The sequence below is a fragment of the Leifsonia soli genome (assembly GCF_013408745.1).
Taxonomy (GTDB): Bacteria; Actinomycetota; Actinomycetes; order Actinomycetales; family Microbacteriaceae; genus Leifsonia; species Leifsonia soli.
In genome coordinates, this window is record NZ_JACCBJ010000001.1 from 3,245,749 (window position 1) to 3,268,947 (window position 23,199).

The following is a 23,199-nucleotide window of genomic DNA, read 5'->3' on the forward strand; positions in this document are numbered from 1 at the left end:
AAACTGCACACGAAACGCCGTCGGCGCGTGCAAAGTTCGCGTACTCGACGGCGGGTTACGGAAGGTTGCGCGGGCGGAGGAGCCCGCGGCGAGGGGCGGATAGCGTCGGAGGGTGACCAGCCCGATCGAGAACCTCGGCCGCGAGACGCGGCTGTACCGGCCCTCCGAGGAGTTCGCGGCGCAGGCGAACGTCGACGCCTCCATCTTCGCCGAGGCCGCCGCCGACCCGGTGGCCTTCTGGGAGCGTCAGGCCGCCCGCCTCGACTGGGCGGAGCCCTGGCACACGGCGCACACATGGGAACCGGCAGCGCCGGGCGACGACGGCGAGCTGACCGTCCCGCGGGCGGAGTGGTTCGCCGGCGGACGGCTCAACGCCGCCGTCACCTGCGTCGACCGGCACGTCGCCGCAGGCGGGGGCGATCGCGTCGCCCTGCACTTCGAGGGCGAGCCGGGCGACCGCGAGACCGTCACCTACGCCGACCTGCAGCGCCGGGTGGCGCAGGCGGCGAACGCCCTCACGGCGCTGGGCGTCGGGAAGGGCGATCGCGTCGTCGTCTACCTCCCCGTCATCCCCGAGACGGTCGTCATCACGCTGGCGATCGCACGGGTGGGCGCCATCCACTCGCTCGTCTTCGGCGGCTTCTCGGCGGAGGCGCTGCGCTTCCGGGTCGAGGACACGGGCGCAAAGCTCCTGGTCACTTCGGACGGTCAGTTCCGCCGCGGGGCCGCCGTCCCGGTCAAGGCGAACGCGGATGCGGCCGTCGCCGGCGACAACGCGATCGAGCACGTGCTCGTGGTGCGGCGCACGGGCGAGCTGACCCCCGACCTGCCGTGGACGCCGGGCCGCGACGTGTGGTGGCACGACGTGGTCGAGACCGCTCCGGACGTGCACGAGCCCGAGTTCTTCGACTCCGAGACCCCGCTCTTCATCATCTACACGTCGGGGACGACGGGCCGGCCGAAGGGCGTCGTCCACACCACGGGCGGCTACCTGACGCAGGCGTCGTGGAGCCACTGGGCGCTCTTCGACGCGAAGGACGACGACGTGTACTGGTGCACGGCCGACCTCGCCTGGGTGACCGCCCACACGTACGTGCTGTACGGCCCGCTGTCGAACGGCGCCACCTCGGTGATCTACGAGGGAACGCCGAACACCCCGCACACCGGGCGGCACTTCGAGATCATCGAGCGCTACGGGGTGACGACGTATTACACGGCGCCGACTCTCATCCGCACGTTCATGACGTGGTTCCCGGAGGGGCCGGGCGAGCGGTGGGACCTCTCCAGCATCCGGCTGCTCGGCACCGTCGGCGAGGCGATCAACCCGGCGGCCTGGGTCTGGTTCCGCGAGCATCTGGGGGCGGGACGCGCGCCGGTGGTCGACACCTGGTGGCAGTCGGAGTCGGGCGCGGCGATCGTCGCGCCGCTTCCCGGTGTGACCGCGCTGAAGCCGGGGTCGGCGACTGTCGCCGTGCCCGGCGTCACCGTCCGCGTCGTCGACGAGCACGGCGAGGATGTGCCGCGCGGATCGGGCGGCTCGATCGTCATCGACGGCACCTGGCCGGCGATGTCGCGCACCGTGTGGGGCGACCCGGAGCGGTACCGCGACTCGTACTGGCGGCCGTACGCCGACCGCGGGTACTTCCTCGCCGGCGACGGCGCGGCGGTCGACGACGATGGGTACATCTGGCTGCTCGGCCGCCTCGACGACGTGATCAACGTGTCCGGTCACCGCCTGTCGACGATCGAGATCGAGTCGGCGCTGGTCGCGCATCCACGCGTCGCCGAAGCCGCGGTCGTCGGCGTGGGCGACGACACCACCGGCCAGGCCGTCGCCGCGTTCGTCGTGCCGTCGGGCGACGCGCCGGAGGAGGGGGACCTCCGCGACCAGGTGACGCGCGAGATCGGCGCGATCGCGAAGCCGCGGCACATCGTGATCGTGGGCGACCTCCCGAAGACGCGGTCGGGCAAGATCATGCGCCGGCTGCTGGTGGACCTGTTCGACGGCCGGCCGCTCGGCGACACGACCTCACTGCAGGACGAGACGGTTCCGCACACCATCGCGGCGACGCTGGCCGCACGCGCGCGCTGACCGGTCGGCGTGCGCGAAAGGGAGGTGCCGCGGGTCGACACACCGGCGGATGGGCCGAACGGAGGTGGATGCGGTGCTGAGCACGCGAAGGTCCTCCGTTTCCGGCGATGCGCGCGGTCAGGCCCGCTGCTGGAGTCCGGCCGCCGAGATGACCGCCTCGCGGAACAGCGGCGTCAGCTGTTCCGCGGTCGGGCGGCCGGTGGGGTCGGTCGTGGTCATCGCGTGGAGGATGCGCGACCAGTCGTCCGGCAGGCCGTCGGGGATCGGCGGTTCGTGCTCCAGCCGGGCCATCGCCGACTCCACCGCCCCTCCGGGATAGGCGACCGAGCGGGTGAAGCATTCCAGCAGGACGAGCCCGAGCGAATAGATGTCGCTCGCCGACGTCGCCGGCTGCCGCATGGCCTGTTCTGGGCTGAGGTAGGCCGCCGTGCCGGTCGTCTTGCCCTCGTCCGGCTGGGACGGCGTGCCGACGATGCCGCTGGCGATCCCGAAGTCGGTCAGCCGTGCCCGGGCACGGAAGGTCGTCGTGCCGTAGGACACCAGCATGATGTTCGACGGCTTGATGTCGCGGTGCACCACCCCGTTCGCGTGCACGTACTCCAGCGCCTCGGAGATGTCGTAGGCCACCTCGGCGATCTCCTCCAGGCTCAGCTCCCGCTGGGCCAGCATGCTGGCGAGGTCGGTGCCCGAGACCAGCTCCATGATGAGGAACGGGCGCGGGTCCTTCGGCGACGAGTAGTCGATCCCCGCGTCGATCAACGACACGATGCCGTGGTGGCTGAGCCGGGCGAGTGCCGCCTGCTCGGTGCGGTACTGCGCCATCTCCTCCTCGCCGCCGGAGCGGTAGAGCTTGATCGCGACCTCGCGCCCGAGCAGTTCGTCAGTCGCGCGGAAGATGCTGGCCTCCCCGCCGCGGCCGATGACGTGCTGCGGCCGGTAGCGACCGAGCAGCGCAGGGATGGTGGACTCGGGCATCAGCTGTTCCGCGACCTCAGCAGGGCGAACGACGACTCTCCCAGGATGACGCTCTCGCCGTCCCCCAGAGCGAGTTCGGGGTCGCTGGAGAGCTCCAGCTCCCACCGAGAGCCGCGTGCGTCGGGGAGGACGAACTCGACGCCGTTGCCGGCCGCGTTGAGCATCAGCAGGAACGAGTCCGCGCCCTCGTGGCGCAGCTCGAAGGCGATGGAGCGCGCCTCCGGGTCGGCCCAGTCCTCGTCCGCGAAGGGCTCGCCATCCGCCCGGACGATGCAGACGACGTCGGGGCCGCCGACATCGGGCGCGTGCCGGTACCACTCCGGGCGGAGGGCCGGCTCGCTGCGCCGCAGGTGGATGAGCTTCGAGGTGAACTCGTGGAGCTCCCAGTCGGCGTTCTGCCAGTCGAACCAGGAGATCTCGTTGTCCTGGCAGTAGGCGTTGTTGTTGCCCCGCTGGGTGCGGCCGATCTCGTCGCCGCCGAGGATCATCGGGACGCCAGCGGAGAGCAGCACCGTTGCGAGGAAGTTCTTGCGCTGCCGCGTGCGGAAGGCGTTGATGCCCTCGTCGTCCGTCGGCCCCTCGACCCCGTAGTTGCTCGACCGGTTGTCGGACTCCCCGTCGCGGTTGTCCTCGCCGTTCGCCTCGTTGTGCTTCTCGTTGTAGCTGGTGAGGTCGGCGAGGGTGAAGCCGTCGTGTGCGGTGACGAAGTTGACGCTCGACAGCGGAGCGCGCCGAGAGTCCTCGTAGATGTCCGGGCTGCCGAGCACCCGCTGCGAGAGGGTCGACAGCACGCCGGGCGTGCCGCGCCAGTAGTCGCGGACATCGTCGCGGAACTTGCCGTTCCATTCGGACCAGCCCGCCGGGAACCCGCCCAGCTGGTAGCCGGCGACATCCCACGGCTCGGCGATCAGCTTCACCTGCGCGAGCGTCGGGTCCTGCTGGATGAGCGTCAGGAAGGCGCTGTGCAGGCTGGCGTCGCCGCCCTGACGGGTCAGCGTCGTGGCCAGGTCGAAGCGGAAGCCGTCGATGTGCATGTCCTCGACCCAGTAGCGGAGCGAGTCCATGATGACCTGGAGCGCGGCCGGGTGGCTCACGTTGAAGCTGTTTCCGGTGCCGGTCGTGTCGAAGTAGTGGGCGGCGTCCCCCTCGACCAGCCGGTAGTACGACGGATTGTCGATGCCCTTGAAGCTGTAGGTCGGTCCCAGGTCGTTGCCCTCGGCGGTGTGGTTGTAGACCACGTCGAGGATGACTTCGATCCCGGCCGCGTGCAGCGCCTTGACCATGCCCTTGAACTCGTCGACCTGGTGGCCGGTGTCGCCGGTGGCGGAGTACTCGTTGTGCGGCGCGAAGAAGCCGATGGAGTTGTAGCCCCAGTAGTTGCGCAGCCCTTTCTCGAGCAGGTGCGCATCCTGGACGAACTGGTGGATGGGCAGCAGCTCGACGGCGGTGACACCGAGGTTCTTGAGGTACTCGACGGCGGCGGGATGCGCCAGCCCGGCGTAGGTGCCGCGGAACTCCTCCGGCACCCACTCCATCAGCTTCGTGAAGCCCTTCACGTGCAGCTCGTAGATGATGGTCTCGCTGAGCGGCGTGTGCGGGCGCTCGTGGTCGCCCCAGTCGAACTCCTGCGGGTCGATGGCGACGCCGAGTGCGACGTGGCGCGCGCCGTTGGTGTCGCTGCGGCGCTTCGGGCGCCCGAGCTGGTGGCCGAACACGGCCTGCGTGTTGTCCCACGAGCCGGTGACCGCGCGGGCCTGCGGGGCGAGCAGCACCTTGGCGGGGGCGAACCGGAGGCCGTTGGCCGGGTCCCAGGGGCCGTCGACGCGGAGCCCGTAGCGCGTACCCGCGGTGAGTTCGGGGACGAAGCCGTGGAAGACATGGCCGGTGCGCTCGGTGAGGACGGTCTGCCGCTCGCGGCCGCGGTGATCGAAGATCGAGACGATGACCTTGTCGGCCCGCTCGCTGTAGACGGCGACGTTCGCACCGCCGTCCCGCAGGGTGACCCCGAGCGGGTACGGCGTGGAGGCGCCCGTCACAGGGCCGGCCCCTGCGAACGGCGTGCGCGATGGGCGGTCCGGCGGGAGAGCCGGGGGCAGGGCTGGAACACGGTGCCTCCGTTCGGTAGAACGCCACGATACCTGCGCTGTGACACGCGCATCCAGCCATTGACAGGGGGGTTGCGGACCGTTAGGCGCGCGGCTAGAACGGCGAGATCCGGGACTCCAGCCACCGGACGACCTCGTCGTTTTCGACGCCACCGTCGGCCACCTTTCGAATGAAGGCGTCCGCCTCCGGCACCGGCTCGCTGGTCAGGTGCAGGCCGTTGAGCGCGAGGAACGTCTTGGCCACGATCCAGGCGAGTCGCTTGTTGCCGTCGGCGAGCGGGTGGTTGCGATTGAGGGCGATGAGGAGCGCAGCCGCCTTCTCGATATCACCCTCGTACATCTCCTCGCCGAAGACGGGCAGGGGCGAGGCGAGTGCCGACAGCAGCAGATTCTTGTCGCGAACGTGAAAACCCAGTTGTCTGATCAACCCCAGCACATCGCGAGGCTCGAGATACTCGGTCACCGGGAGAGGGCGTCGAGCAGGGCCGCGTCCTCGTCGAGGATGCGGTCCATGATCGCCCGCGTGCGGGCGCTCTTGTCGAGCTGAGCGGCTCTCTCTTCGAGGGCGAGCTTCACGACTTCTGTCTTCGTGCGGTGCTCCTGCTGGGCAAGCGCTTCGAGCAGTTCTTCGTGGGCGGTGTCGAGCCGCAGATTCATGGCCATCTTTCGCTCCTAGTACCAAGTGGTACCTAAGCGTACCACCTCGCGCCTACCGCCGTGTCACGCGCACCGCTTCGTCGAATGCCGCGACCGCATCTGACGGCGCCTCGCCGAGGCCCGTGCCGGACAGGCTCACCTCCACGAGCAGCTCACCGCGGCGGAACCGGAAGACGCCGTCTGTGTACGCCACCTCGGTGGCGGGCGCATCGGCCGGGATCGTGCGGCGCAGCGCGGTGAGCGTGCGGTACCAGTCGAGCATGCGGGCGTTCTCCGGACGCTCCGGCTCCGACCAGTCGAGCGTGGAGCGCCGGAAGGTCTCCGGGTCCTGCGGGTCGGGCACGACGCCCGGGTCCCATCCCATCCGGGCGAACTCCGCGATGCGGCCCTCCGCCGTGGCCTTCCCGAGTTCGGGCTCCGGGTGCGAGGTGAAGAACTGCCACGGGGTCGTCGCCGCCCACTCCTCGCCCATGAAGAGCATGGGCGTGAACGGGCCGAGCAGGGTGAGGGCGGCAGCCGCGGCGAGGCGTCCGGGGTCCAGTGTCGCGGTGAGGCGGTCGCCGACGGCGCGGTTGCCGATCTGGTCGTGGTCCTGGCTGAACACCACCAGGCGGGTGAACGGGATGTCCGGGTCGAGCGGCCGGCCGTGATGACGCTCGCGGAAGCTCGACCACGTGCCGTCGTGGAAGAAGCCGCGCTGGAACACCTTCACCAGCGCCTCCGGCCGGGCGAAGTCGCCGTAGTAGCCGGTGTCCTCTCCGCTCAGGTTCGCGTGGATGGCGTGGTGCACGTCGTCGTCCCACTGCGCGTGGAGGCCGTAGCCGTGGTGCGAGCGCGCGCGGATGAGCTTGGGGTCGTTGAGATCGCTCTCCGCGATGAGGGTGCGCGGGCGCCCGGTCTCGCCGGCGAGCTCGTCGGCGAGGATGGCCAGCTCCTCGAGCAGGTGCGTCGCGCTGTGATCCTGGAGCGCGTGCACCGCGTCCAGACGCAGGCCGTCCACGTGCATCTCGCGCAGCCAGTACTCGGCGTTGTCGAGGATGTACCGGCGCACGTCGTCCGACAGGGGGCCGTCGAGGTTGATGTTCACACCCCAGGTGCTGGCTCCCTGCCCGAGGTAGGGACCGAACTTCCCCAGGTAGTTGCCGCTGGGCCCGAGGTGGTTGTACACGACGTCCTGGATGACGGCGACACCGCGACGATGGCACACCTCCACGAAGCGCTGGTATGCCTCCGGTCCGCCGTACTGCTCCTGGACGGCGTACCAGAGCACGCCGTCGTAGCCCCAGTTGTGCGTCCCGTTGAACGCGTTCACCGGGAGCAGCTCGATGGTGTCGACGCCGAGGTCGATCAGGTGGTCGAGCCGGGCGGCCGCGGCGTCGAGGGTGCCCTCCGGCGTGAACGTGCCGATGTGCAGCTCGTAGACGACCGCGCCCGTGAGGTCGCGGCCCTCCCACGCGCCGTCGTCCCAGGTGCGGGCGCGCGGATCGAACTCGCGGCTCAGCTCGTGCACGCCGTTCGGCTGCCGACGCGACCGCGGATCGGGGAACGGGCCGTCGCCGTCGACGACGAACCCGTAGTCGAGCGGCTCCGCCGGAAACGTCGGCGCCTCGGCGAGCTGCCACCATCCGCCGGCCGGGTTCGCGTCCGACGCGGGCACGCGGGTGAGCGGGAAGGTGCCGAGGCCGCCGAGCACCACATCCACCGACCGGGCCCCGGGTGCCCAGACGGGGAAACGCCGGTCGGCACCCGTCATCCGGTCGCCGCCGCTCACCGGATCACCGCCAGCAGGGCGACCGGGTAGGCCTCGAGCAGGGAGGCGAGCGGCACGCGCCCGGAGAACTCGCGCCCGGTCAGTTCGTCGCGCATGCGCTGGTCCTCCAGATCGATCGTGGTGTCGGCCCAGCCGCCGGTCGCGGAGAGCCCGACCGGCAGGCGGGTGGCGATGGCGATCGCGCCGCCCCGGTCGAAGCCGACGAGGTGGCCGGCGCGCGATCCCTCGGCGTAGACGGGACGGTAGCCGGTGAAGAGCTCCGGCCGGTCGCGGCGCAGGCGGAGCGCCTTCGCGGTGACCAGCTCCTTCGCCGCGCCCGACGAGTCGACCGCGGGCTGCCATCCCTCGTCGATGTGGGCGAGGAGCCCGGCGGCCGCGTCGAATTCGACCGGGCGGCGGTTGTCGGGGTCGACCAGCGAGCGCTCCCAGCGCTCCGAGCCCTGGTACACGTCCGGGATGCCTGGCGCCATCAGCTGCAGCAGCTTGGCGCCGAGCCCGTTGCTGGCGCCGGGGGCCTCGATGACGGCCGCCAGCGCCTCAACTTCGGCCCGTACGCGCTCGTCGTCGAAGGCTGCGTCGATCGCGGCGAGCATCCGCTTCTCGAACGCCTCGTCCGGGTCCGTCCATCCGGTCGACGCCCCCGCCTCGCGCGCGGCCTTCAGCGCGTAGTCGTGCAGACGCTCGCGGGATGCGGGCCATGCGCCGATGACGGACTGCCACAGCAGGCTCTCCAGCGAGCCGTCGCCGAACCCGACGCGCTCCCGAACCGTCCGAAGGAACCGCTCCCAGCGTCCCGGCAGCTCGGCGAGCACGTGGATGCGCGCCCGCGTGTCCTCGCCGCGCTTCGTGTCGTGCGTGGAGAGTGCCGTCATCGACTCGGGCAGGCGCCGCTGGCGGTCGGACTGCCGGCGGTGGAACTCCTCCGGCGAGATCGCGAACTCGGAGGGGTCCGCACCGACCTCGGTCAGCGAGACGAGCCGGGTGAATCGGTAGAAGGCGTTGTCCTCGACGCCCTTCGCCATGATCGCGCCTGTGGTCTGCTCGAACCGCTCGCCCAGGCGGTCGACGATCCGAGCCAGGACGGGCGCGAGGTCGGGGCGCGTCGCCGCGGCGGCCAGGCGGGCCTCCTCCAGGTACTCGTCGCCGCAGGGGAGGTAGCTGCGGTACACGGGGAACCAGGCGGCCAGCTCGGCGACGGCGTCGGCGACCTCCTCGTCCGTCCCCTCGCCGAGCTCGCGCACGACGCGGAGCACCTCCGAGCGGAGGATGCCGTCGGCGACGGCGCGCTTGCGACGGTGCACGAGCTCGACCCAGTCCTGGCTCTCCTCGCGGTCGTCGAGCTCCCCGGCCAGGGCGGTCAGCGGCCCTTCGCCCGACGGGTCCACGAAGACGCGGTCGATGACGGCGAGGGCGTCGTAACCGGTGGTGCCCTGCACCGGCCAGTCCGGCATCCGCTCGTCGCCCTCGATGATCTTCTCGACCCAGATCGGCGCGTCACCGGCGAGGTCGCGCAGGCGTTCGAGGTACTGACCGGGGTCGCGGAGGCCATCCGGATGGTCCACGCGGAGCCCGTCGACGAGCCCCTCGCTCAGCCAGCGGCCGATCTCGCGGTGGGTGTCGTCGAACACCTGCTGGTCTTCGACGCGGAGGCCGGCGAGCGTGTTGACGGCGAAGAAGCGGCGGTAGTTGAGCTCGGCGTCGGCGCGGCGCCAGGACATCAGCTCGTAGTGCTGGCGGGCGTGGACCTCGCGCGGGGTCCCCTCGCCGGTGCCCGGCGCGAGGGGGAAGCGGTGGTCGTAGTAACGCAGCTCGCCGTCCTCGATGCGGAGGGCGTCCTCCTCATCCGGTCCGTCGCCGAGGACGGGAAGGCGGAGTCGCCCGTGGCCGAACTCCCAGTCGATGTCGAAGAAGGAGGCGTGACGCGAGTCCCGGCCGTGAGCGAGCACATCCCACCACCACGCGTTGACCGCCGGCGTCGCGACGCCCATGTGGTTGGGGACGATGTCGACGAGTACCTTCAGGCCCCGGGCGTGAGCGGCGTCGGCGAATTCGCGGAGCGCCTCCGGACCGCCGCGCGCTTCGTCGACGCGGCTGTGGTCGACGACGTCGTAGCCGTGCATCGAACCGGGCTCGGCCTCCAGGAGGGGCGACAGATAGACCCAGTCGGCGCCGAGGCGTCGGATGTGGTCGAGCACCTGGGTGGCGTCGCGGAGGGTGAAAGTGGGGGAGATCTGGAGGCGGTAGGTGCTCACAGCGTTCATTCTGGGGGAGGGGAGCGGTGCCGAGTAGGCCTTGAAATCGATCGCCGGGCATTTTGCTAGACGAGCGAGCTATATGATGAGACTAACTACATATCCGCTGGATCAGCGATACAACGAAGGGAGACGTGGCTTGGGAGTGCTCAGCTATGGGGGAGCCGACTACGAGTTCTCGGATCGCCTGCTGGCTCACGTGCAGGTCGTCATCACGACCAAGCTGCGCCGTCGAGAGTCGTTCGCGCTGAGCTGGATCCGCGACGGGGACGGCGGCCGCGAGACCATCTGGGTCGACAACGGGCTGCCGATCCGCTTCCGCTACGACGACGGCGTCATCGCGCCGCTCAACCGGGAGTGGCTCGAATCGCTCATGGACGGCACGCACCGCCCGAACGGGCTCCTCGTCACGCCGGAGCCGGCCGCATCGCCGGCCGCGAAGGGTAAAAGCTAGGGAGTCTAGTTAGTAGGTGCTCTATCGTTAAGGGCATGACGTCCGAGACCCAGGGATCGGCGCACTACTGGTACGAGGAGCGCGCCCAGCAGCGCGCTCCCGGCATCGAGGTGCTCGAGGCGATGCGCGCGTACGGCGCCGCCGAGTCGGCCATGCGCCGGCGTTCCGAGGGCGTGCTGCGGATGAGCGAGAACGACGTCTCGGCCATGCGCTACCTGCTTCGAGCGCAGGAGGCGGGCCGCGCGGTCGGTCCCAAGGAGCTGGCCGAGTACCTCGGCATCCAGAGTTCGTCGGTCACCGCCCTGCTCGACCGTCTGGAGCGCGCCGGGCACGTCCGGCGTCAGTCGAGTCCGTTCGACCGGCGCGCGCTCATCGTGGTGCCGACGGTGCCGGAGGACGAGCTGCAGCGGTCGATCCTGGGCGACATGCGGCAGGAGCTCGTCGACGTCGCCGCGTCGCTCGACCCGGCCGACGCGGCCGTGGTGATCGACTTCCTGCGCCGGATGCGCGAAGCCGTCGACCACATCGACGCCGCGGAGGTGGCGCGTGGACCGAACCGCTCCGGCGACCGCACCCGCAGCAGCACGTAAAATCGGGGTATCGAAGAACAGACCGGCGGGCGGTACTGGTACGACCGTGCGGACCCGCATACCGTTGACGTCCTGAACGCGCTGCGCGACTACCGCGCCGCGGAGCAGGCGATGCGCCGTCGTACCCGCGAGTCGATGCGGATGGGGGAGAACGACCTGCGTGCGCTGCGGTTCCTGATGAAGCGGCAGAACGACGGCGCTCCGGCGACTCCGGCGGAACTCGGCGCCCACCTCCAGCTCAAGTCGTCGTCGGTCACCGTCATGCTCGACCGGCTGACGGTGGCCGGGTGGGTGAGCCGCCGGCCGCATCCCGCGGACCGGCGCAGCCTGGTGATCGTCGCGACCCCCGGCGCGGACGAGGAGGTCAGGCACACGCTCGAGGCGATGCACCGCCGGATGCTCGAGGCCGCCTCCGTGCTGGACGAGCGTCAGGCGGAGATCGTGACCGGTTTCCTGGGCCGGATGTCGTCCGCGCTCGAGGCGCTGGACCACCGCGACGGCGTCTCCTGAACGTGACGTGGGAGGTCTGTGGGCGGGGGTAGACCCGTCTGCGGAACGGTGGGAGCGTCGAAGACGAAACGGACCACGAAAGGGGACGTCATGGGACTGGACGACAAGATCGAGAACGCCGGAGAGAAGCTGGGCGGCAACGCCAAGGAGGCCACGGGTAAGGCCACCGGCGACGAGCGGCTCGAGGCCGAAGGCAAGGGCGACCAGATCAAGGCCGACGTCAAGCAGGCCGGCGAGAAGATCAAGGACGCCTTCAAGCACTGACCCTCCGACGACCACGAAGCCCCCGCCCCGAACCTCCGGGCGGGGGCTTCGGCGTGTTCACCGGCCGGTCGGCGGGATTTCGCCTTTTGTTCACCCGATCTGCGGAGTAGTTTCCGGTGCATGGGAGACCAGGCGGATCGCGCCAGGGCGGCGCGACGAGAGGGGATCGGGGCGGCGCTCGCCGTGCTCGCCCTCATCGCGACGGTCGCCCTCGCGATCGCCATCCCGACGCAGGGCGAGAATCCGCGCGCGTGGGGCGTGATCGTCTGCGGGCTGGTCACCGTCGGCCTGTGCGGTGACCTCGCCCTCCGCAACCGGCGGCTGCTGCGGCATTACCGGGGCGACGACCTCGCGCCGCGGCGTCATCCGGCTCCGCGGCGGGCGTTCCCGCTCGGTCGGCCGCCGGCGCGTCAGGCGCGCGCGAAGGCCGCGCGGTAGCGCGTCGGAGGGACGCCCACCTCGGCGTCGAAGTGGTGGCGCAGCAGAGTGGCGCTGCCGAAGCCGCACTGCCGGGCCACCTCGTCGATGGGCAGGTCGGTCGTCTCGAGCAGCAGCCGTGCGCGCAGGATGCGCTGGGTGGTCAGCCACTGCATCGGGGGCACGCCCGTCTCCGCCACGAACCGCCGCGAGAAGCTGCGGGTCGACATGTGCGTGCGCTCGGCCAGGCTCCCGACCGTGTGCGTCTCGTCGAGGCGCTCGGCCAGGTAGTCGATGAGCTCGCTGAACGTGTCGTCCTCGCAGTCGCTCACCGGCTTGTCGATGTACTGGCGCTGACCGCCGTCGCGCTGCGGCGGGACGACCATGTTGCGCGCGATCGTGTTCGCGACGGCGCTGCCGAGCTCGCGGCGGACGAGGTGGAGGCTGGCGTCGATCCCGGCCGAGGTGCCGGCGCTCGTGATGATCTGGCCGTCGTCGACGAACAGCACGTCCGGGTCGACGCAGGCGGCCGGGAAGCGGCGCTGCAGTTCGTCCGAGTATCGCCAGTGCGTGGTGCAGTCGCGCCCGTCGAGGAGTCCGGCGGCGCCGAGGGCGAACGCACCGGAGCAGACGCTGAGCAGGATGGCGCCGCGGTCGTATGCGCGGCGGAGCGCATCCAGGAACTCCTCCGGGTACTCCTCGCGGATCGTGGCTGCGGGGACGGCGATGAGGTCGGCGTCGTCCATCGCCTCCAGCCCGTAGGGAGCGGTGACGCTGACGCCGACGGGGCTGGCCACCGGACTCCCGGGCTGGATGGAGCAGACCCGGAAGTCGAACGGCTCGAGCCCGGCATAGCTGCGGTCGAGCCCGAACACTTCGCACACGACGCCGAACTCGAACATGGCGAAGTCGTCGATGAGGGGCACCGCGACGGATCGGATCATGCCGTCAGTGTAGTGGCCGAATCTTTGCGAAGATAGACCTGAAGCCATCTCGTGTCCGTATCTTTACGTCCGTAACGTAAAGGTCATGGCGAACACGACATGGACACAGGGGATGGAACACAGCTGGGTGGCGCGCCCGGCACGGACGACCGAGGGGCGACCGCCCCGTCGCCGACGCTTCGTGCTCAGCGACTGGCTGCCCGCGGCGATCCTCGCCCGCGGCGGCCGGGCCGACCGCGAGACGGAGCGCGCGCTCGGTGACCTGCGGGCGATCCACGCGGCCCACGAGACGGGCCGCTGACGCCGGCGCACGGACACCCAGGGACCCCGTGGCGCCCCGTCTCCTAAGCTCGGAGAGTGGATGAGATCTCGGCGGCCGGCTTCCTGTTCGACATGGACGGGACGCTCGTCGACTCGACGGCGGTGGTCGAATCCGTCTGGACGGCCTTCGCCGACCGCCACGGGGTGGATGCGGCCGCGCTGCTCGCGTACGCCCACGGCCGCCAGGCGGCCGACACGGTCGGGCACTTCCTCCCGGGGGTGGCGGAGGACGAGCGGGCCGTCCTGGTGCGCGGGCTGGTAGCCGAGGAGGTCACCCGCACGGACGGGATCGTCGAGATCCCGGGTGCGGTCGCGCTCCTCGAGCACCTCGTCGCTCAGGGAGCGCCGGTCGCCGTGGTGACCAGCGCGCCGCGCGCGCTGGCCGTCGCCCGGCTCCGCGCCGCCGGGGTCCCCGTTCCGGACGTTCTGGTCGCGGCGGAGGATGTCTCCCGCGGCAAGCCGCATCCCGAGGGCTACCTCCGCGCCGCGGAGCAGCTCGGCGTCCCGATCGACGAGTGCGTGGTGTTCGAGGATGCGGAGGCGGGGATCGCCGCGGCCGTCGCCTCCGGGGCCCGCGTCGTCGTGGTCGGCCACCACGAGTCTCCGGTCACCGACGGCCTCGACCGTCTCGGCGACTACGCCGGATTCCGGGCCGCCGTTCGCTGACGAGTACTGCATTGCGCGAGGCCGCATGAGGCGAGCAGGATCGCGCCATGAGCACCAAGAGCGTGCCGCGGCGCCTGCCGCGCCGGCCGGCCTCGAGCCTCTCCGAGCGATGGACCGTCGTCGACGGCGTCGACGTGTTCTACCGCGAGTCGCCCACCCCGCCGGACGCCCCGGCGATGATGCACGTGCACGGATTCGGCCTGTCCGGCCGCTACCTGCTCCCCACCGCTGAACGTCTCGCGGACGAGTTCCACACCCTCGTCCCCGACCTCCCGGGGTTCGGCCGGAGCGGCAAGGTGCCGGGGGGCCTCGACATCCCGGATCTGGCGCGCGACGCCGCCCGCTTCCTCGACGATCGCGGCATCGAGACGGTCACCCTCGTCGGCAACTCGATGGGATGCCCGGTCATCCTCGAGTTCGCGCATCACTATCCCGAGCGGATCGACCGCGCCGTGCTCGTCTCGCCCGCCGGCGGCGCGTACAACCGGCCGTTGCGGCGCGCCGTCGGGCAGCTGACCCGCGACGGGGGCCGGGAGCCGCCGAGGATGATGCGGGTTGCGACGCCGGACTACCTCCGCTTCGGCGTGCCCAGCACCTTCAAGATGTTCAGCGCCCTCACGTCGTATCCGTCGCTCGAGCGGCTGCTGGAGCTGCGCATCCCGACTCTGGTGGTGATCGGCGACCGCGACCCGCTGCTGCCCGGCCCGGACCGGGTGCGGGAGGTTGCGGCCGCGACCGACAACCACGTGCTGGTGGTGCGGATCGAGGGGGCGGCGCACGCCATCAACTTCAGCCACCCCGGAGAGCTGGCCCACATCATCCGGCTGTTCATGGCCGACCGGCCGATCGTGGACGACCCGGCGTCGCCCGGGCACGCCAGCCTCTACGAGATCCACCGAGGGCGGCACCTGCCGTCGACGGACTAGCGGCGGCGGACGGACGGCGCGCCTGCGCAGAGCCGCGACCGCACCCAGTCGCCGGCGTCGCCGAGCGGCAGCTCGCCCGAGCGGACGGACCGCACGAAGTCCACCGCGAGATCGGTGAGCCGGCCGTCGGCGGAGTCGGGCGCATCCCGGCCGACGTGGATGGAGAGCCAGCGCGTGGCGCGCGGTCCGACGCGGGCGGCGACGGAGACGATGCCGGCGAAGTGGCGCGCCTGCCCCTCGGTCCCGTCGTCGACGTGCCGGCGGAAGCCGCGGCCGCGGACGCGGTTCGACCCGCCGCTGCCGGCGTCGAGGAACCAGAACGGACCGCGCCGGACGCCCGCGACCTCGTGACCGAGGTCGCGCAGGAAACGGCTGGGCGATGGGGTCCGTGCGGCGAGGCGGTCGCACGCCGCGGCCAGCTGCTCGCAGGCGTCCGCGGTCACTTGCCGCGGCCGCTCACGAGCGCCTCCGCTCCGGCCTGCCACCAGACGCCCGCGGCGGGCCCGCCGTTGCAGCTGCCGTCGCTGACGCCGGGGTGCTTCACCCAGAGCAGCGCATCCAGCTTGCCGTCGGTGCCCTCCATCACCTTCGGGTCCTGACCGAGCGCGGCGCCGGGCGGATTGCACCACGTGCCCGTCCATCCGTTGCCGTTGCGGGAGACGTCGATCACGTAGTGCTTCCAGCCGACTTTCGACGACAGCCTGCCCGCGTAGTCGCGTTCGCGCTGGGTCGTGTCGAAGTTCGACACGTTGGTGAAGAAGCCGTGCGCCTGCTCCACATCGGCGCGCTTCAACCAGGCGGCCTGGTCGTCGGGCGACAGCCAGCGGGCGTTGCCGCCGTCGAGGTAGGTGGCGATGCCCGCGCCTTCGAGGATGCCCACCGACGAGCGCAGCAGGGGGAGCCGGACCTCCGCCGAGCCGGCGCACTTGTCGGACGACAGCATGGCCAGCGAGTCGGGCTCCAGCAGGACGACCGCACCGCTTCCTTCCAGGGTGGAGGCGATGGTCCGGATCCACGGGAGGTACTGGTCGGCGGCGAGCCCGCCCTTCGAGTAGCCGCCGCAGTCGCGGTTCGGGATGCCGTAGGCGACGAACACCGGCGTCGCCTGCTGCGAACGGGCATCCGCGACATCGTTGCGGAGCTCGGTCACCAGGCGGTCGCCCTGGAACCACTCGCCCAGCCAGACGGCCGTCGGCACGGCGGCGATCCGGCCGACGACGCCCGCAGCCGCGGTGTCGCCCTGGGCCAGCAGGCGCTTCTGCGCCGCGGCCGCCTCGGTGTTCGGATCGAGGTAGAGGCGCGGTGACGCGAACGCGGGCTTCAGGCTGTCCGTGATCGGCGGCGGGGTGGTCGGACCGCTGACCGCGGGCGGGGGCGTCGCAGCCCGCAGGCCGACCCCGACGGCCGCGGCGACCGCGACGAGGGCGAGCGCCCCCACGACTGCTGCGACGACCGGTTTCCGCATCCGCTCCCCTTCCGCGCACTCCCGGAAGTCCACACCCTAACAGCGCCGGGTGGACCGCATCCGTGTCGCCCGGATTGGGGTACAGACCCGTGTCCTCCAAACGACCCACAGACCGGTCTTTCTGGCTATGCTCGCGGATGTCACACCCGAGTTACTGTCTTGAGCCCCGCGGGAGCCGACCCGAAACCGGCCCGCGGGAGAACCCGAACGCGCAAAGGACGTATCGTGCACACCACCCTGCCCTACAACCATGCCCACGACCGGGCCCAGCTGCTCGCCCGCCGCCACGAGCGCGACCTGCACTGGGCGAAGGAGCGCCGTCGCCAGCACGAGCGCGAGAACGCGGAGGCGCGGGCGCTGCTGGCGACGCACCCGCTGCGCCTCGCCGGTGCGACGCTGTGGACTTCCGCGGCGGCGCTCGCCGCGATCGGCGCCGGCTGGGCGGTCGCCCTCGCCGTGACCGCTCCCGGCTGGCAGGCCGCCATGGACGTCGCAGGCGCGACCCTCACCCTCGCCGTGCTCCTCGCGTCCACGATCTCCCTCGCGCGGATCCGTGGACGCCGGGCCGCCGCCCGGGCGTTGCTGCGCAGCAGGGACGCGCGCCTCTCGCACACGCAGTACCACATCCACGAGAGCGTGCACTCGTTCATCGACGCCCGGGTGGACGTGGTCAACACCCGGCAGCCGGTCGTCGCCTGACGGCTCTGCGGCTGGAGGGCGGCTACGGCCTGAGGGCGGTCGTCGACCCGACCACCTCATCCACGAAGCCGTAGTCGCGGGCCTCGTCGGCGGTGAACCAGCGGTCGCGGTCGCCGTCCTCGATGATCTGCTCCACCGGGCGCCCGGTCTGCTGGCTGGTGAGCTCGGCCATGCGGCGTTTGAAGTGCAGGATCTGCTTCGCCTGGGTCTGGATGTCGGCGGACGTGCCGCCGAAGCCGCCGTGCGGCTGGTGCATGACCACGGAGGAGTTGGGGAGGGCGTAGCGCTTGCCGCGCTTCCCCGACGACAGCAGGAACTGGCCCATGGAGGCGGCGAAGCCGAGCGCGAGCGTCGCCACGTCGGCCTTCACGAAGTTCATGGTGTCGAAGATGGCGAAGCCCGCCGTGACGGATCCGCCCGGGGAGTTGATGTACAGGAAGATGTCGCGGTCGGGCGCGATCGAGTCGAGGAGGAGCAGCTGGGCGCAGATGTCGTTGGCGACCTCGTCGGTCACCTCGCTGCCGAGGAAGACGATGCGCTCGTCGAGCAGCCGCTGAACGGGAGAGGTCTTGTCGGTGTCCATGAGGCCAGTGTGCGAGTCGCGTCGCCCGGTGTCTGCGGCTTCTGCCCGCCGCGAATCTGCGCAGGGCAGACCGCGCCGATGACGGGTGCGGCGTGCCAGCATGGACCCGTGCGGAGGCAGGGGAGCGGATGGCGCACCGCGGTCGGCGGTGTTCTCGCGGCGGTTCTGGCCGTCACGGCCCTCGGCGGCTGCTCGCAGGAGGTCCGTGGCGAGGAGGACCTGGCCGCGCGGCCGTACACCGGTGCGTTCTACGACGACCCGCCCGCGGCGCCCGGGACGCCGGGCGAGATCGTGCGGTCGGAGCTGGCGGCGGGCGGTCCGTTCGGGGCGACGGCGTGGCGCATCCTGTTCCGGTCGACCGACCTGTCCGATCGACCGGTGCTGAACAGCGGGATGCTGCTGGAGCCGGACGGGCCGGCGCCCGACGGCGGCAGGACCATCGTGTCGTGGACGCACCCGACGACCGGCAGCGCCGAGAAGTGCGCGCCGTCGCGATCGGCCGACCCCTACGTGTGGATCGAAGGGCTGCAGGGGCTGCTGAAGCAGGGCTACGCGGTGGTGTCGACCGACTACACCGGGATGGGTGTCCCCGGCCCGAACTCGTACCTCGTCGGCGCCACCGAGGGGCGCAACGTGCTGGACGCGGCCCGCGCCGCCCGCGACTTCCTCGGGTCGGCCGCCAGCGGCCGCGTCCTGTTGTGGGGGCACTCGCAGGGCGGGCAGGCGGCCCTGTTCGCCGCGCAGTCGTGGGAGGAGTACGCGCCGGAGCTCGACCTGAGGGCGGTCGCCGTCGCCGCTCCGGCGACGGACCTGGCGTCGCTGATGCGCGCCGACATCGGCGACGTCTCCGGGGTCAGCATCGCGTCTTACGCCTTCGACGCCTACGCGGACGTGTACGGAGCGCCGCTCGACTCCATCCTCACTCCCGCCGCCGTCGCCGCGCTGCCGACGATGGCGGGATTCTGCCTGCTCACCCAGAACCGGGCACTGCACGACGTCGCGCAGCCTCTCGTCGGCCGGTTCCTGGCGGGCGATCCCGAGACGACGGAGCCGTGGGCCGGCCTGCTCGCGGCGAACACACCGGGCGCAGCCGCGATCCCCGTCCCCCTGTTCGTGGCGCAGGGGCTCAGCGACAAGCTGGTGCGGCCGGCGTCGACGGCGTCATTCGTGGCCGGCGAGAAGCAGCGCGGTACGGACGTCGTCTACGACGCCATCCCGGGCGCGACGCACGGAACGGTGGCGAACACCGCCCTGCCCGCGGTGCTGCGGTTCTTCGGCAGCCACGACGGCGCTGCCGAGTGAACGTTTCTATAATCGAACACGTGCCTCCCGCCGATGACGCTCCGCAGACCCCGCCCCTGCAGACGCTCTCGCGCGGCATCCGGACGCTGGAGCTGCTCGCCGACGCGGGCGAGCCCCTCAGCATCCCGGTGATCGCGGCGCGGCTGGGCCTGCACCGCTCGATCACGTACCGCATCCTCCGCACGCTGGAGGACCACGGACTGGTGGTGCGCGACGCCGCCGGTGCGGTCGAGCTCGGGCCGCGGATGGCCAGCCTCGCCCGATCGGTGTCGCGCGACCTGCAGTCGGCGGCCCTTCCGCAGCTGACGGCCGTCGCCAACGAGCTCACGATGACGGCCTTCCTCGCCGTGCTCGACCGCCATGACGTGGTCACCCTGGTGACGGTGGAGCCGTCGCACGCGCACGCCACCGTGGCGCAGCGGCCGGGGACGCGGCATCCCCTCGCCTCCGGCGCCCCGGGGATCGCGATCCAGTCGGCCCTGACGGAGGCGCAGTGGCGGGCGCTGCCGGGGGAGCATCCCCGCGAGGCCGCCGCGCTGGCGCAGCGCCGCGGTTACGCCACCAGTCACGACGAGGTGATCGCCGGACTCGCATCCATCGCCGTGCCGGTCGTCGCCCCCGGCCAGCCCGTGGCGGCGCTCGCCGTGGTCTACGTCGCGAACGACGTGGACGCCGCCGCGATCGGCGCGCGCCTGCGGACCGCCGCCGCCGCCATCGAGGCCGACCTGCGCTGACCCACCCACCGTCGAGTCCACAAACTTTGCACGCCCGCGCGGCGTTTCGTGTGCAATTTGTGCGGACTCGACGGTGGTGGGGGTCAGGCGGTGAGGGTTCGGGTGAGGAGGATGGGGCGGAAGAATACGGCGAGTTCGGCGGTGGCGGACAGGGGGAGTATGGCCGAGACGTACTGATCGGGGCGGACGACGACGATCGCGCCGCCTCGGTCGATCCCGCGGACCGCGAAGATGTCGTCGGCCGGGTCGGCCGCGTAGACCTTCTCGTAGTCGATCAGCCCGAACGGTCCGACCCGGGGGAGGAACAGGTCGGGGACGACGCCGAGGTCGACGGCCGTGTGGTCCTGCTGGTAGATCACCTTGACGTCGAACCACGCGTCCGGATCCGCCCCAGCGGGCGTCGCGGCGAGCGGCGAGTCGGGAGACTCCGAGAGCCACGCCGCGAGGTCGGCGACCGCCGAAGGCTCTCCGGCCCTGGCGGCGTCGGCGAAGACGTAGATGCGCCACCGGCCGTCGGCGCGCGCGTGGTGCCCGAGGTGCACCGGATTGCCGTCGCAGACTCGCTTCACCCCAGCCGACTTGAAGCGCTTGCCGACCGGGAAGCCCGTCGCGAGCTCCTGGTGGCTCTGCTCCCCGACGATGAGGGAGGGCGCGTACTGGGTCATGAAGCCGGCGGGGAACTCGGCGGTGCGGACGTAGAAGTCCTCCAGCTCCGACGGGCTCTCGAACTCCTCCGGCTTCTTCGCCATCAGCGTCGACCACTGCTTGTCGAAGTCGATGAGGTCCTTCGCCACCACCTGCCGCTCGGCGGAGTAGGTCGCGAGCAGGCTCTCCGGGCTCCGGCCGTCGAGCACATGCCCGAGCTTCCAGCCGATGTTGAAGCCGTCCTGCATCGACACGTTCATGCCCTGGCCGGCCTTCGCACTGTGCGTGTGGCAGGCGTCACCGGTGATGAAGACCCGCGGCGTGCGCATCCCGAGCTCCTCCGGCCGTACGTCGTCGAAGCGGTCGGTCAGCCGGTGGCCGACCTCGTACACGCTGTGCCAGGCGACGTTCCGCACGTCCAGCGTGTACGGGTGGAGGATGCGGTTCGCCCGCTCGATGATCTGCTCGATGGAGGTCGCCCGCACGGCGCCCTTGTCGTCGGGCGCGACCTCGCCGAGGTCGACGTACATCCGGAACAGGTAGCCGCCTTCGCGCGGGATGAGCAGGATGTTGCCCGCCTCCGACTGGATCGAGCACTTCGTCCGGATGTCGGGGAAGTCGGTGACCGCCAGCACGTCCATCACCCCCCACGCGTGATTGGCCTGGTCGCCGGCGAGGTGGCAGCCGATCGCCTCGCGGACCATGCTGCGCGCTCCGTCGGCTCCGATGACGTACTTCGCGTGCACGACGCGCTCGGCGCCCTCGTCCGGTCCCGCCGTCCGGCGCAGGGTGACGGCGACGGGATGCTCGCCGTCGCCGACCTCGAGCCGCACCAGCTCATGGCCGTAGTCCGGCGTCATCCGCGCGGGCGAGTTCGCCATCACCTCGGCGAAGTAGTCGAGCACGCGGGCCTGGTTGACGATCAGGTGGGGGAACTCGCTGACGCCGGTGGGGTCGTCGACCGGCCGCGCGGTGCGCACGATGCGCGACGGGTCGGCAGGGTCGGGTTTCCAGAAGGCCATCTCGGTGATCCGGTACGCCTCCGCGATGATCCGCTCGGCGAAGCCGAAGGCCTGGAAGGTCTCGACGCTGCGGGCCTGGATGCCGTCGGCCTGCCCGATCGCGAGCCGCCCGGGCCGGCGCTCGACGATCCGCGTCGTGACGTTCGGGAACTGGGAGAGCTGCGCTGCGGCGATCATGCCCGCCGGGCCGGTGCCGACGATGAGCACGTCCATCTCGTCGGGCAGCTCGGCCGGGCGGTCGATCCCGGTGCCGGCCGGCTCCTGGATGCGCGGGTCGCCCGAGACGTAGCCGTGGTGGTGGAACTGCACGAGAACCTCACTTCGTCGTAAGTCGTTCATTATGCGAACGCCGTGTTCGCATATCGCGCACCCAGAGTACCTCATTCCGAAATGGCTGCGCCGCGTAGCTTTGTGCAACAGAAGGCCCTTCGGGAGGGGCCGTGCCGCACCATAGGGGCATGTCGGAGTTCAGCACAGCCCAGGTGCACGCGGGAGAGGCCCGCGATGCCGCCCACGGCGCCCGGGTCACGCCCATCTACCTCACCGCGGGGTTCGAGTTCGACAGCTTCGCCCAGGCCGAGGGCCGTTTCGGCGGCGCCGAGCCCGGCTACACCTACAGCCGTTCCGGCAACCCGACGACCGCCGCGCTGGAACGGCGCGTCGCCGCCCTGGAGCGCGGGCGCGAGGCGATCGCGGTCGGCAGCGGCCAGGCGGCCCTCACGGTCGCGCTGCTCGGGCTCGTGCAGGCCGGCGACCACATCCTGTCGGCCCAGAGCGTCTACTCGGGCACGCGGGGGCTGTTCGAGAACGGTCTGCGCAGGCTCGGGGTCGAGATCGAGTTCGTCGACGACCCCGCCGACCTCGCGGAGTGGCGGCGGCGCATCCGGCCCACCACCCGGGTGCTGTTCGGGGAGTCCATCGCGAACCCCGGCACGGAGATCCTCGACATCGCGGGCGTCGCCACCGTCGCGCACGAGAACGGCATCCCTTTCGTGGTCGACAACACGCTCGCCACCCCCTACCTGCTGCGGCCGGGTGACCACGGCGCCGACATCGTCGTCCACTCCGCCAGCAAGTACCTCGGCGGCCACGGCTCCACGCTCGGCGGACTGGTCGTCGACCAGGGGAGCTACGACTGGGCGGCCTCGCCGTTCGCTCACCTGACCGGACCGGACGAGTGGCTGGACGGCGCGAGCTACGTGGATGTGCACGGCGCTGCCGCGTACACCGCCTTCACCAGGTCGGTCGTCGCGTCGCTGTTCGGGCCGGTGCTGTCGCCGCTGAACGCCTTCCTCATCCAGCAGGGCATCGAGACCCTCTCGCTGCGGGTGCAGCGGCAGTCGGACACGGCGCTCGCCGTCGCCCGCTGGCTGGAGGCCCAGCCCGAGGTGTCCGGCGTGGACTACGCGGGTCTGCCGTCGCACCCCTCGCATCCCCTCGCCCAGCGGTACCTAACGCGCGGGCAGGGCGCGGTGCTCGGGTTCACGCTCTCCGGTGGGGCCGCCGCGGCCGAACGGTTCTACGACGCCGTCGAGCTGTTCAGCCGGATGACGCACATCGGCGACGTGCGGTCGCTCATCCTCCACCCCGCATCGACGACGCACGCGCACCTGCCCCGGGAGGTCCGTGAGGGCACCGGCATCGGTCCGGGCCTGCTGCGGCTCTCGATCGGCCTGGAGGATCCGGACGACCTCATCGCCGACCTCGCGCGCGGCATCGCGGCGGTCGCGGCGACCGATGTGGTGGTGTCCGATGCGGCTGCGGAGCCGATTCCGGCGGCGCTGGCCGCCACGGCGGGGAGGTAG

General features: G+C 71.3%; 24 protein-coding genes. 13 read left to right on the forward strand and 11 right to left on the reverse strand.

What is annotated here, in order from left to right; all coding sequences use genetic code 11:
• The first annotated feature begins 112 nt into the window (after positions 1-112).
• Complete coding sequence (gene acs / locus BJ963_RS15755; protein ID WP_179457476.1) at positions 113-2,092, forward strand: acetate--CoA ligase; 1,980 nt, start codon at positions 113-115, stop codon at positions 2,090-2,092.
• A 117-nt stretch (positions 2,093-2,209) separates the two neighbouring features.
• On the opposite strand, the gene BJ963_RS15760 is transcribed toward acs, so the two are convergent.
• The 6 genes from BJ963_RS15760 to treY all read right to left on the reverse strand — a co-directional run bounded on the left by BJ963_RS15760 (position 2,210) and on the right by treY (position 9,861).
• The gene (locus BJ963_RS15760; RefSeq protein ID WP_179457477.1) at positions 2,210-3,067 is read right to left on the reverse strand and encodes a serine/threonine-protein kinase; all 858 of its coding nucleotides are present in this window, start codon (positions 3,065-3,067) and stop codon (positions 2,210-2,212) included.
• Positions 3,067-5,103 carry a glycogen debranching protein GlgX gene (gene glgX, locus BJ963_RS15765; protein ID WP_179457478.1) on the reverse strand — a complete coding sequence of 679 codons (2,037 nt, stop codon included), beginning with the start codon at positions 5,101-5,103 and terminating at the stop codon, positions 3,067-3,069. The genes BJ963_RS15760 and glgX overlap by 1 nt, the downstream gene beginning before the upstream one ends.
• Before the next feature lie 163 nt (positions 5,104-5,266).
• Positions 5,267-5,635 carry a type II toxin-antitoxin system death-on-curing family toxin gene (locus BJ963_RS15770; protein WP_179457479.1) on the reverse strand — a complete coding sequence of 123 codons (369 nt, stop codon included), beginning with the start codon at positions 5,633-5,635 and terminating at the stop codon, positions 5,267-5,269.
• Positions 5,632-5,835 carry a hypothetical protein gene (locus BJ963_RS15775; protein WP_089915453.1) on the reverse strand — a complete coding sequence of 68 codons (204 nt, stop codon included), beginning with the start codon at positions 5,833-5,835 and terminating at the stop codon, positions 5,632-5,634. The genes BJ963_RS15770 and BJ963_RS15775 overlap by 4 nt, the downstream gene beginning before the upstream one ends.
• A 46-nt stretch (positions 5,836-5,881) precedes the next feature.
• Complete coding sequence (treZ, locus tag BJ963_RS15780) at positions 5,882-7,582, reverse strand: malto-oligosyltrehalose trehalohydrolase (protein WP_179457480.1); 1,701 nt, start codon at positions 7,580-7,582, stop codon at positions 5,882-5,884.
• A 14-nt stretch (positions 7,583-7,596) separates the two neighbouring features.
• Entirely contained in the window at positions 7,597-9,861 is a 2,265-nt protein-coding gene (gene treY / locus BJ963_RS15785) for a malto-oligosyltrehalose synthase (protein WP_179457481.1), read from the reverse strand.
• A 136-nt stretch (positions 9,862-9,997) separates the two neighbouring features.
• Between treY and BJ963_RS15790 the strand changes: the two genes are divergently transcribed.
• The 5 genes from BJ963_RS15790 to BJ963_RS15810 all read left to right on the forward strand — a co-directional run bounded on the left by BJ963_RS15790 (position 9,998) and on the right by BJ963_RS15810 (position 12,108).
• On the forward strand, positions 9,998-10,306 hold the full coding sequence (locus BJ963_RS15790; protein ID WP_343037331.1) for a DUF7882 family protein: 309 nt from the start codon (positions 9,998-10,000) through the stop codon (positions 10,304-10,306).
• Between the two features lie 35 nt (positions 10,307-10,341).
• Positions 10,342-10,896 carry a MarR family winged helix-turn-helix transcriptional regulator gene (locus BJ963_RS15795; protein ID WP_179457482.1) on the forward strand — a complete coding sequence of 185 codons (555 nt, stop codon included), beginning with the start codon at positions 10,342-10,344 and terminating at the stop codon, positions 10,894-10,896.
• A gap of 111 nt (positions 10,897-11,007) precedes the next feature.
• Positions 11,008-11,406 carry a MarR family winged helix-turn-helix transcriptional regulator gene (locus tag BJ963_RS15800; protein ID WP_246298081.1) on the forward strand — a complete coding sequence of 133 codons (399 nt, stop codon included), beginning with the start codon at positions 11,008-11,010 and terminating at the stop codon, positions 11,404-11,406.
• Between the two features lie 90 nt (positions 11,407-11,496).
• Positions 11,497-11,670 carry a CsbD family protein gene (locus BJ963_RS15805; RefSeq protein WP_018189266.1) on the forward strand — a complete coding sequence of 58 codons (174 nt, stop codon included), beginning with the start codon at positions 11,497-11,499 and terminating at the stop codon, positions 11,668-11,670.
• Positions 11,671-11,790: 120 nt separating this feature from the next.
• The gene (locus BJ963_RS15810) at positions 11,791-12,108 is read left to right on the forward strand and encodes a hypothetical protein (RefSeq protein ID WP_179457483.1); all 318 of its coding nucleotides are present in this window, start codon (positions 11,791-11,793) and stop codon (positions 12,106-12,108) included.
• On the opposite strand, the gene BJ963_RS15815 is transcribed toward BJ963_RS15810, so the two are convergent.
• Positions 12,081-13,031: a helix-turn-helix domain-containing protein gene (locus BJ963_RS15815; RefSeq protein WP_089915433.1), complete on the reverse strand. Its 951-nt coding sequence runs from the start codon at positions 13,029-13,031 to the stop codon at positions 12,081-12,083. The two genes, BJ963_RS15810 and BJ963_RS15815, sit on opposite strands and share 28 nt — an antisense overlap.
• Before the next feature lie 85 nt (positions 13,032-13,116).
• Between BJ963_RS15815 and BJ963_RS15820 the strand changes: the two genes are divergently transcribed.
• Genes BJ963_RS15820 through BJ963_RS15830 form a run of 3 tightly spaced genes read left to right on the forward strand, consistent with a single transcriptional unit; the run spans position 13,117 to position 14,944 of the window.
• Positions 13,117-13,332, forward strand: coding sequence for a hypothetical protein (locus BJ963_RS15820; protein WP_246298082.1), 216 nt, complete (start codon positions 13,117-13,119; stop codon positions 13,330-13,332).
• 56 nt (positions 13,333-13,388) lie between these two features.
• Complete coding sequence (locus tag BJ963_RS15825; protein ID WP_343037302.1) at positions 13,389-14,018, forward strand: HAD-IA family hydrolase; 630 nt, start codon at positions 13,389-13,391, stop codon at positions 14,016-14,018.
• A 47-nt stretch (positions 14,019-14,065) separates the two neighbouring features.
• Positions 14,066-14,944 (forward strand): alpha/beta fold hydrolase, encoded by an 879-nt coding sequence (locus BJ963_RS15830; RefSeq protein WP_089915427.1) that lies wholly within the window; start codon positions 14,066-14,068, stop codon positions 14,942-14,944.
• Here BJ963_RS15830 and BJ963_RS15835 read toward each other — a convergent pair.
• Entirely contained in the window at positions 14,941-15,387 is a 447-nt protein-coding gene (locus BJ963_RS15835; RefSeq protein ID WP_179457484.1) for a hypothetical protein, read from the reverse strand. The two genes, BJ963_RS15830 and BJ963_RS15835, sit on opposite strands and share 4 nt — an antisense overlap.
• On the reverse strand, positions 15,384-16,409 hold the full coding sequence (locus tag BJ963_RS15840; protein WP_179457485.1) for a glycoside hydrolase family 6 protein: 1,026 nt from the start codon (positions 16,407-16,409) through the stop codon (positions 15,384-15,386). Before BJ963_RS15840 ends, BJ963_RS15835 begins: the two co-directional genes overlap by 4 nt.
• A gap of 225 nt (positions 16,410-16,634) precedes the next feature.
• Here BJ963_RS15840 and BJ963_RS15845 point away from each other — a divergent pair, with 225 nt between their 5' ends.
• Entirely contained in the window at positions 16,635-17,108 is a 474-nt protein-coding gene (locus tag BJ963_RS15845; RefSeq protein ID WP_179457486.1) for a hypothetical protein, read from the forward strand.
• 22 nt (positions 17,109-17,130) lie between these two features.
• Here BJ963_RS15845 and BJ963_RS15850 read toward each other — a convergent pair whose 3' ends face one another.
• A complete protein-coding gene (locus BJ963_RS15850; RefSeq protein ID WP_089915417.1) occupies positions 17,131-17,691 on the reverse strand; it encodes an ATP-dependent Clp protease proteolytic subunit in 561 nt (186 codons plus the stop codon).
• Between the two features lie 108 nt (positions 17,692-17,799).
• Between BJ963_RS15850 and BJ963_RS15855 the strand changes: the two genes are divergently transcribed.
• Together BJ963_RS15855 and BJ963_RS15860 are read left to right on the forward strand one after the other, a co-directional pair.
• Complete coding sequence (locus BJ963_RS15855) at positions 17,800-18,993, forward strand: alpha/beta fold hydrolase (protein WP_343037303.1); 1,194 nt, start codon at positions 17,800-17,802, stop codon at positions 18,991-18,993.
• Positions 18,994-19,049: 56 nt separating this feature from the next.
• Positions 19,050-19,727: an IclR family transcriptional regulator gene (locus BJ963_RS15860; protein WP_172824360.1), complete on the forward strand. Its 678-nt coding sequence runs from the start codon at positions 19,050-19,052 to the stop codon at positions 19,725-19,727.
• Positions 19,728-19,810: 83 nt separating this feature from the next.
• On the opposite strand, the gene BJ963_RS15865 is transcribed toward BJ963_RS15860, so the two are convergent.
• Entirely contained in the window at positions 19,811-21,703 is a 1,893-nt protein-coding gene (locus BJ963_RS15865) for an FAD-dependent monooxygenase (RefSeq protein WP_179457488.1), read from the reverse strand.
• A 149-nt stretch (positions 21,704-21,852) separates the two neighbouring features.
• On the opposite strand from BJ963_RS15865, the gene BJ963_RS15870 reads away from it, so the two are divergent.
• The gene (locus BJ963_RS15870; RefSeq protein ID WP_179457489.1) at positions 21,853-23,199 is read left to right on the forward strand and encodes an O-acetylhomoserine aminocarboxypropyltransferase/cysteine synthase family protein; all 1,347 of its coding nucleotides are present in this window, start codon (positions 21,853-21,855) and stop codon (positions 23,197-23,199) included.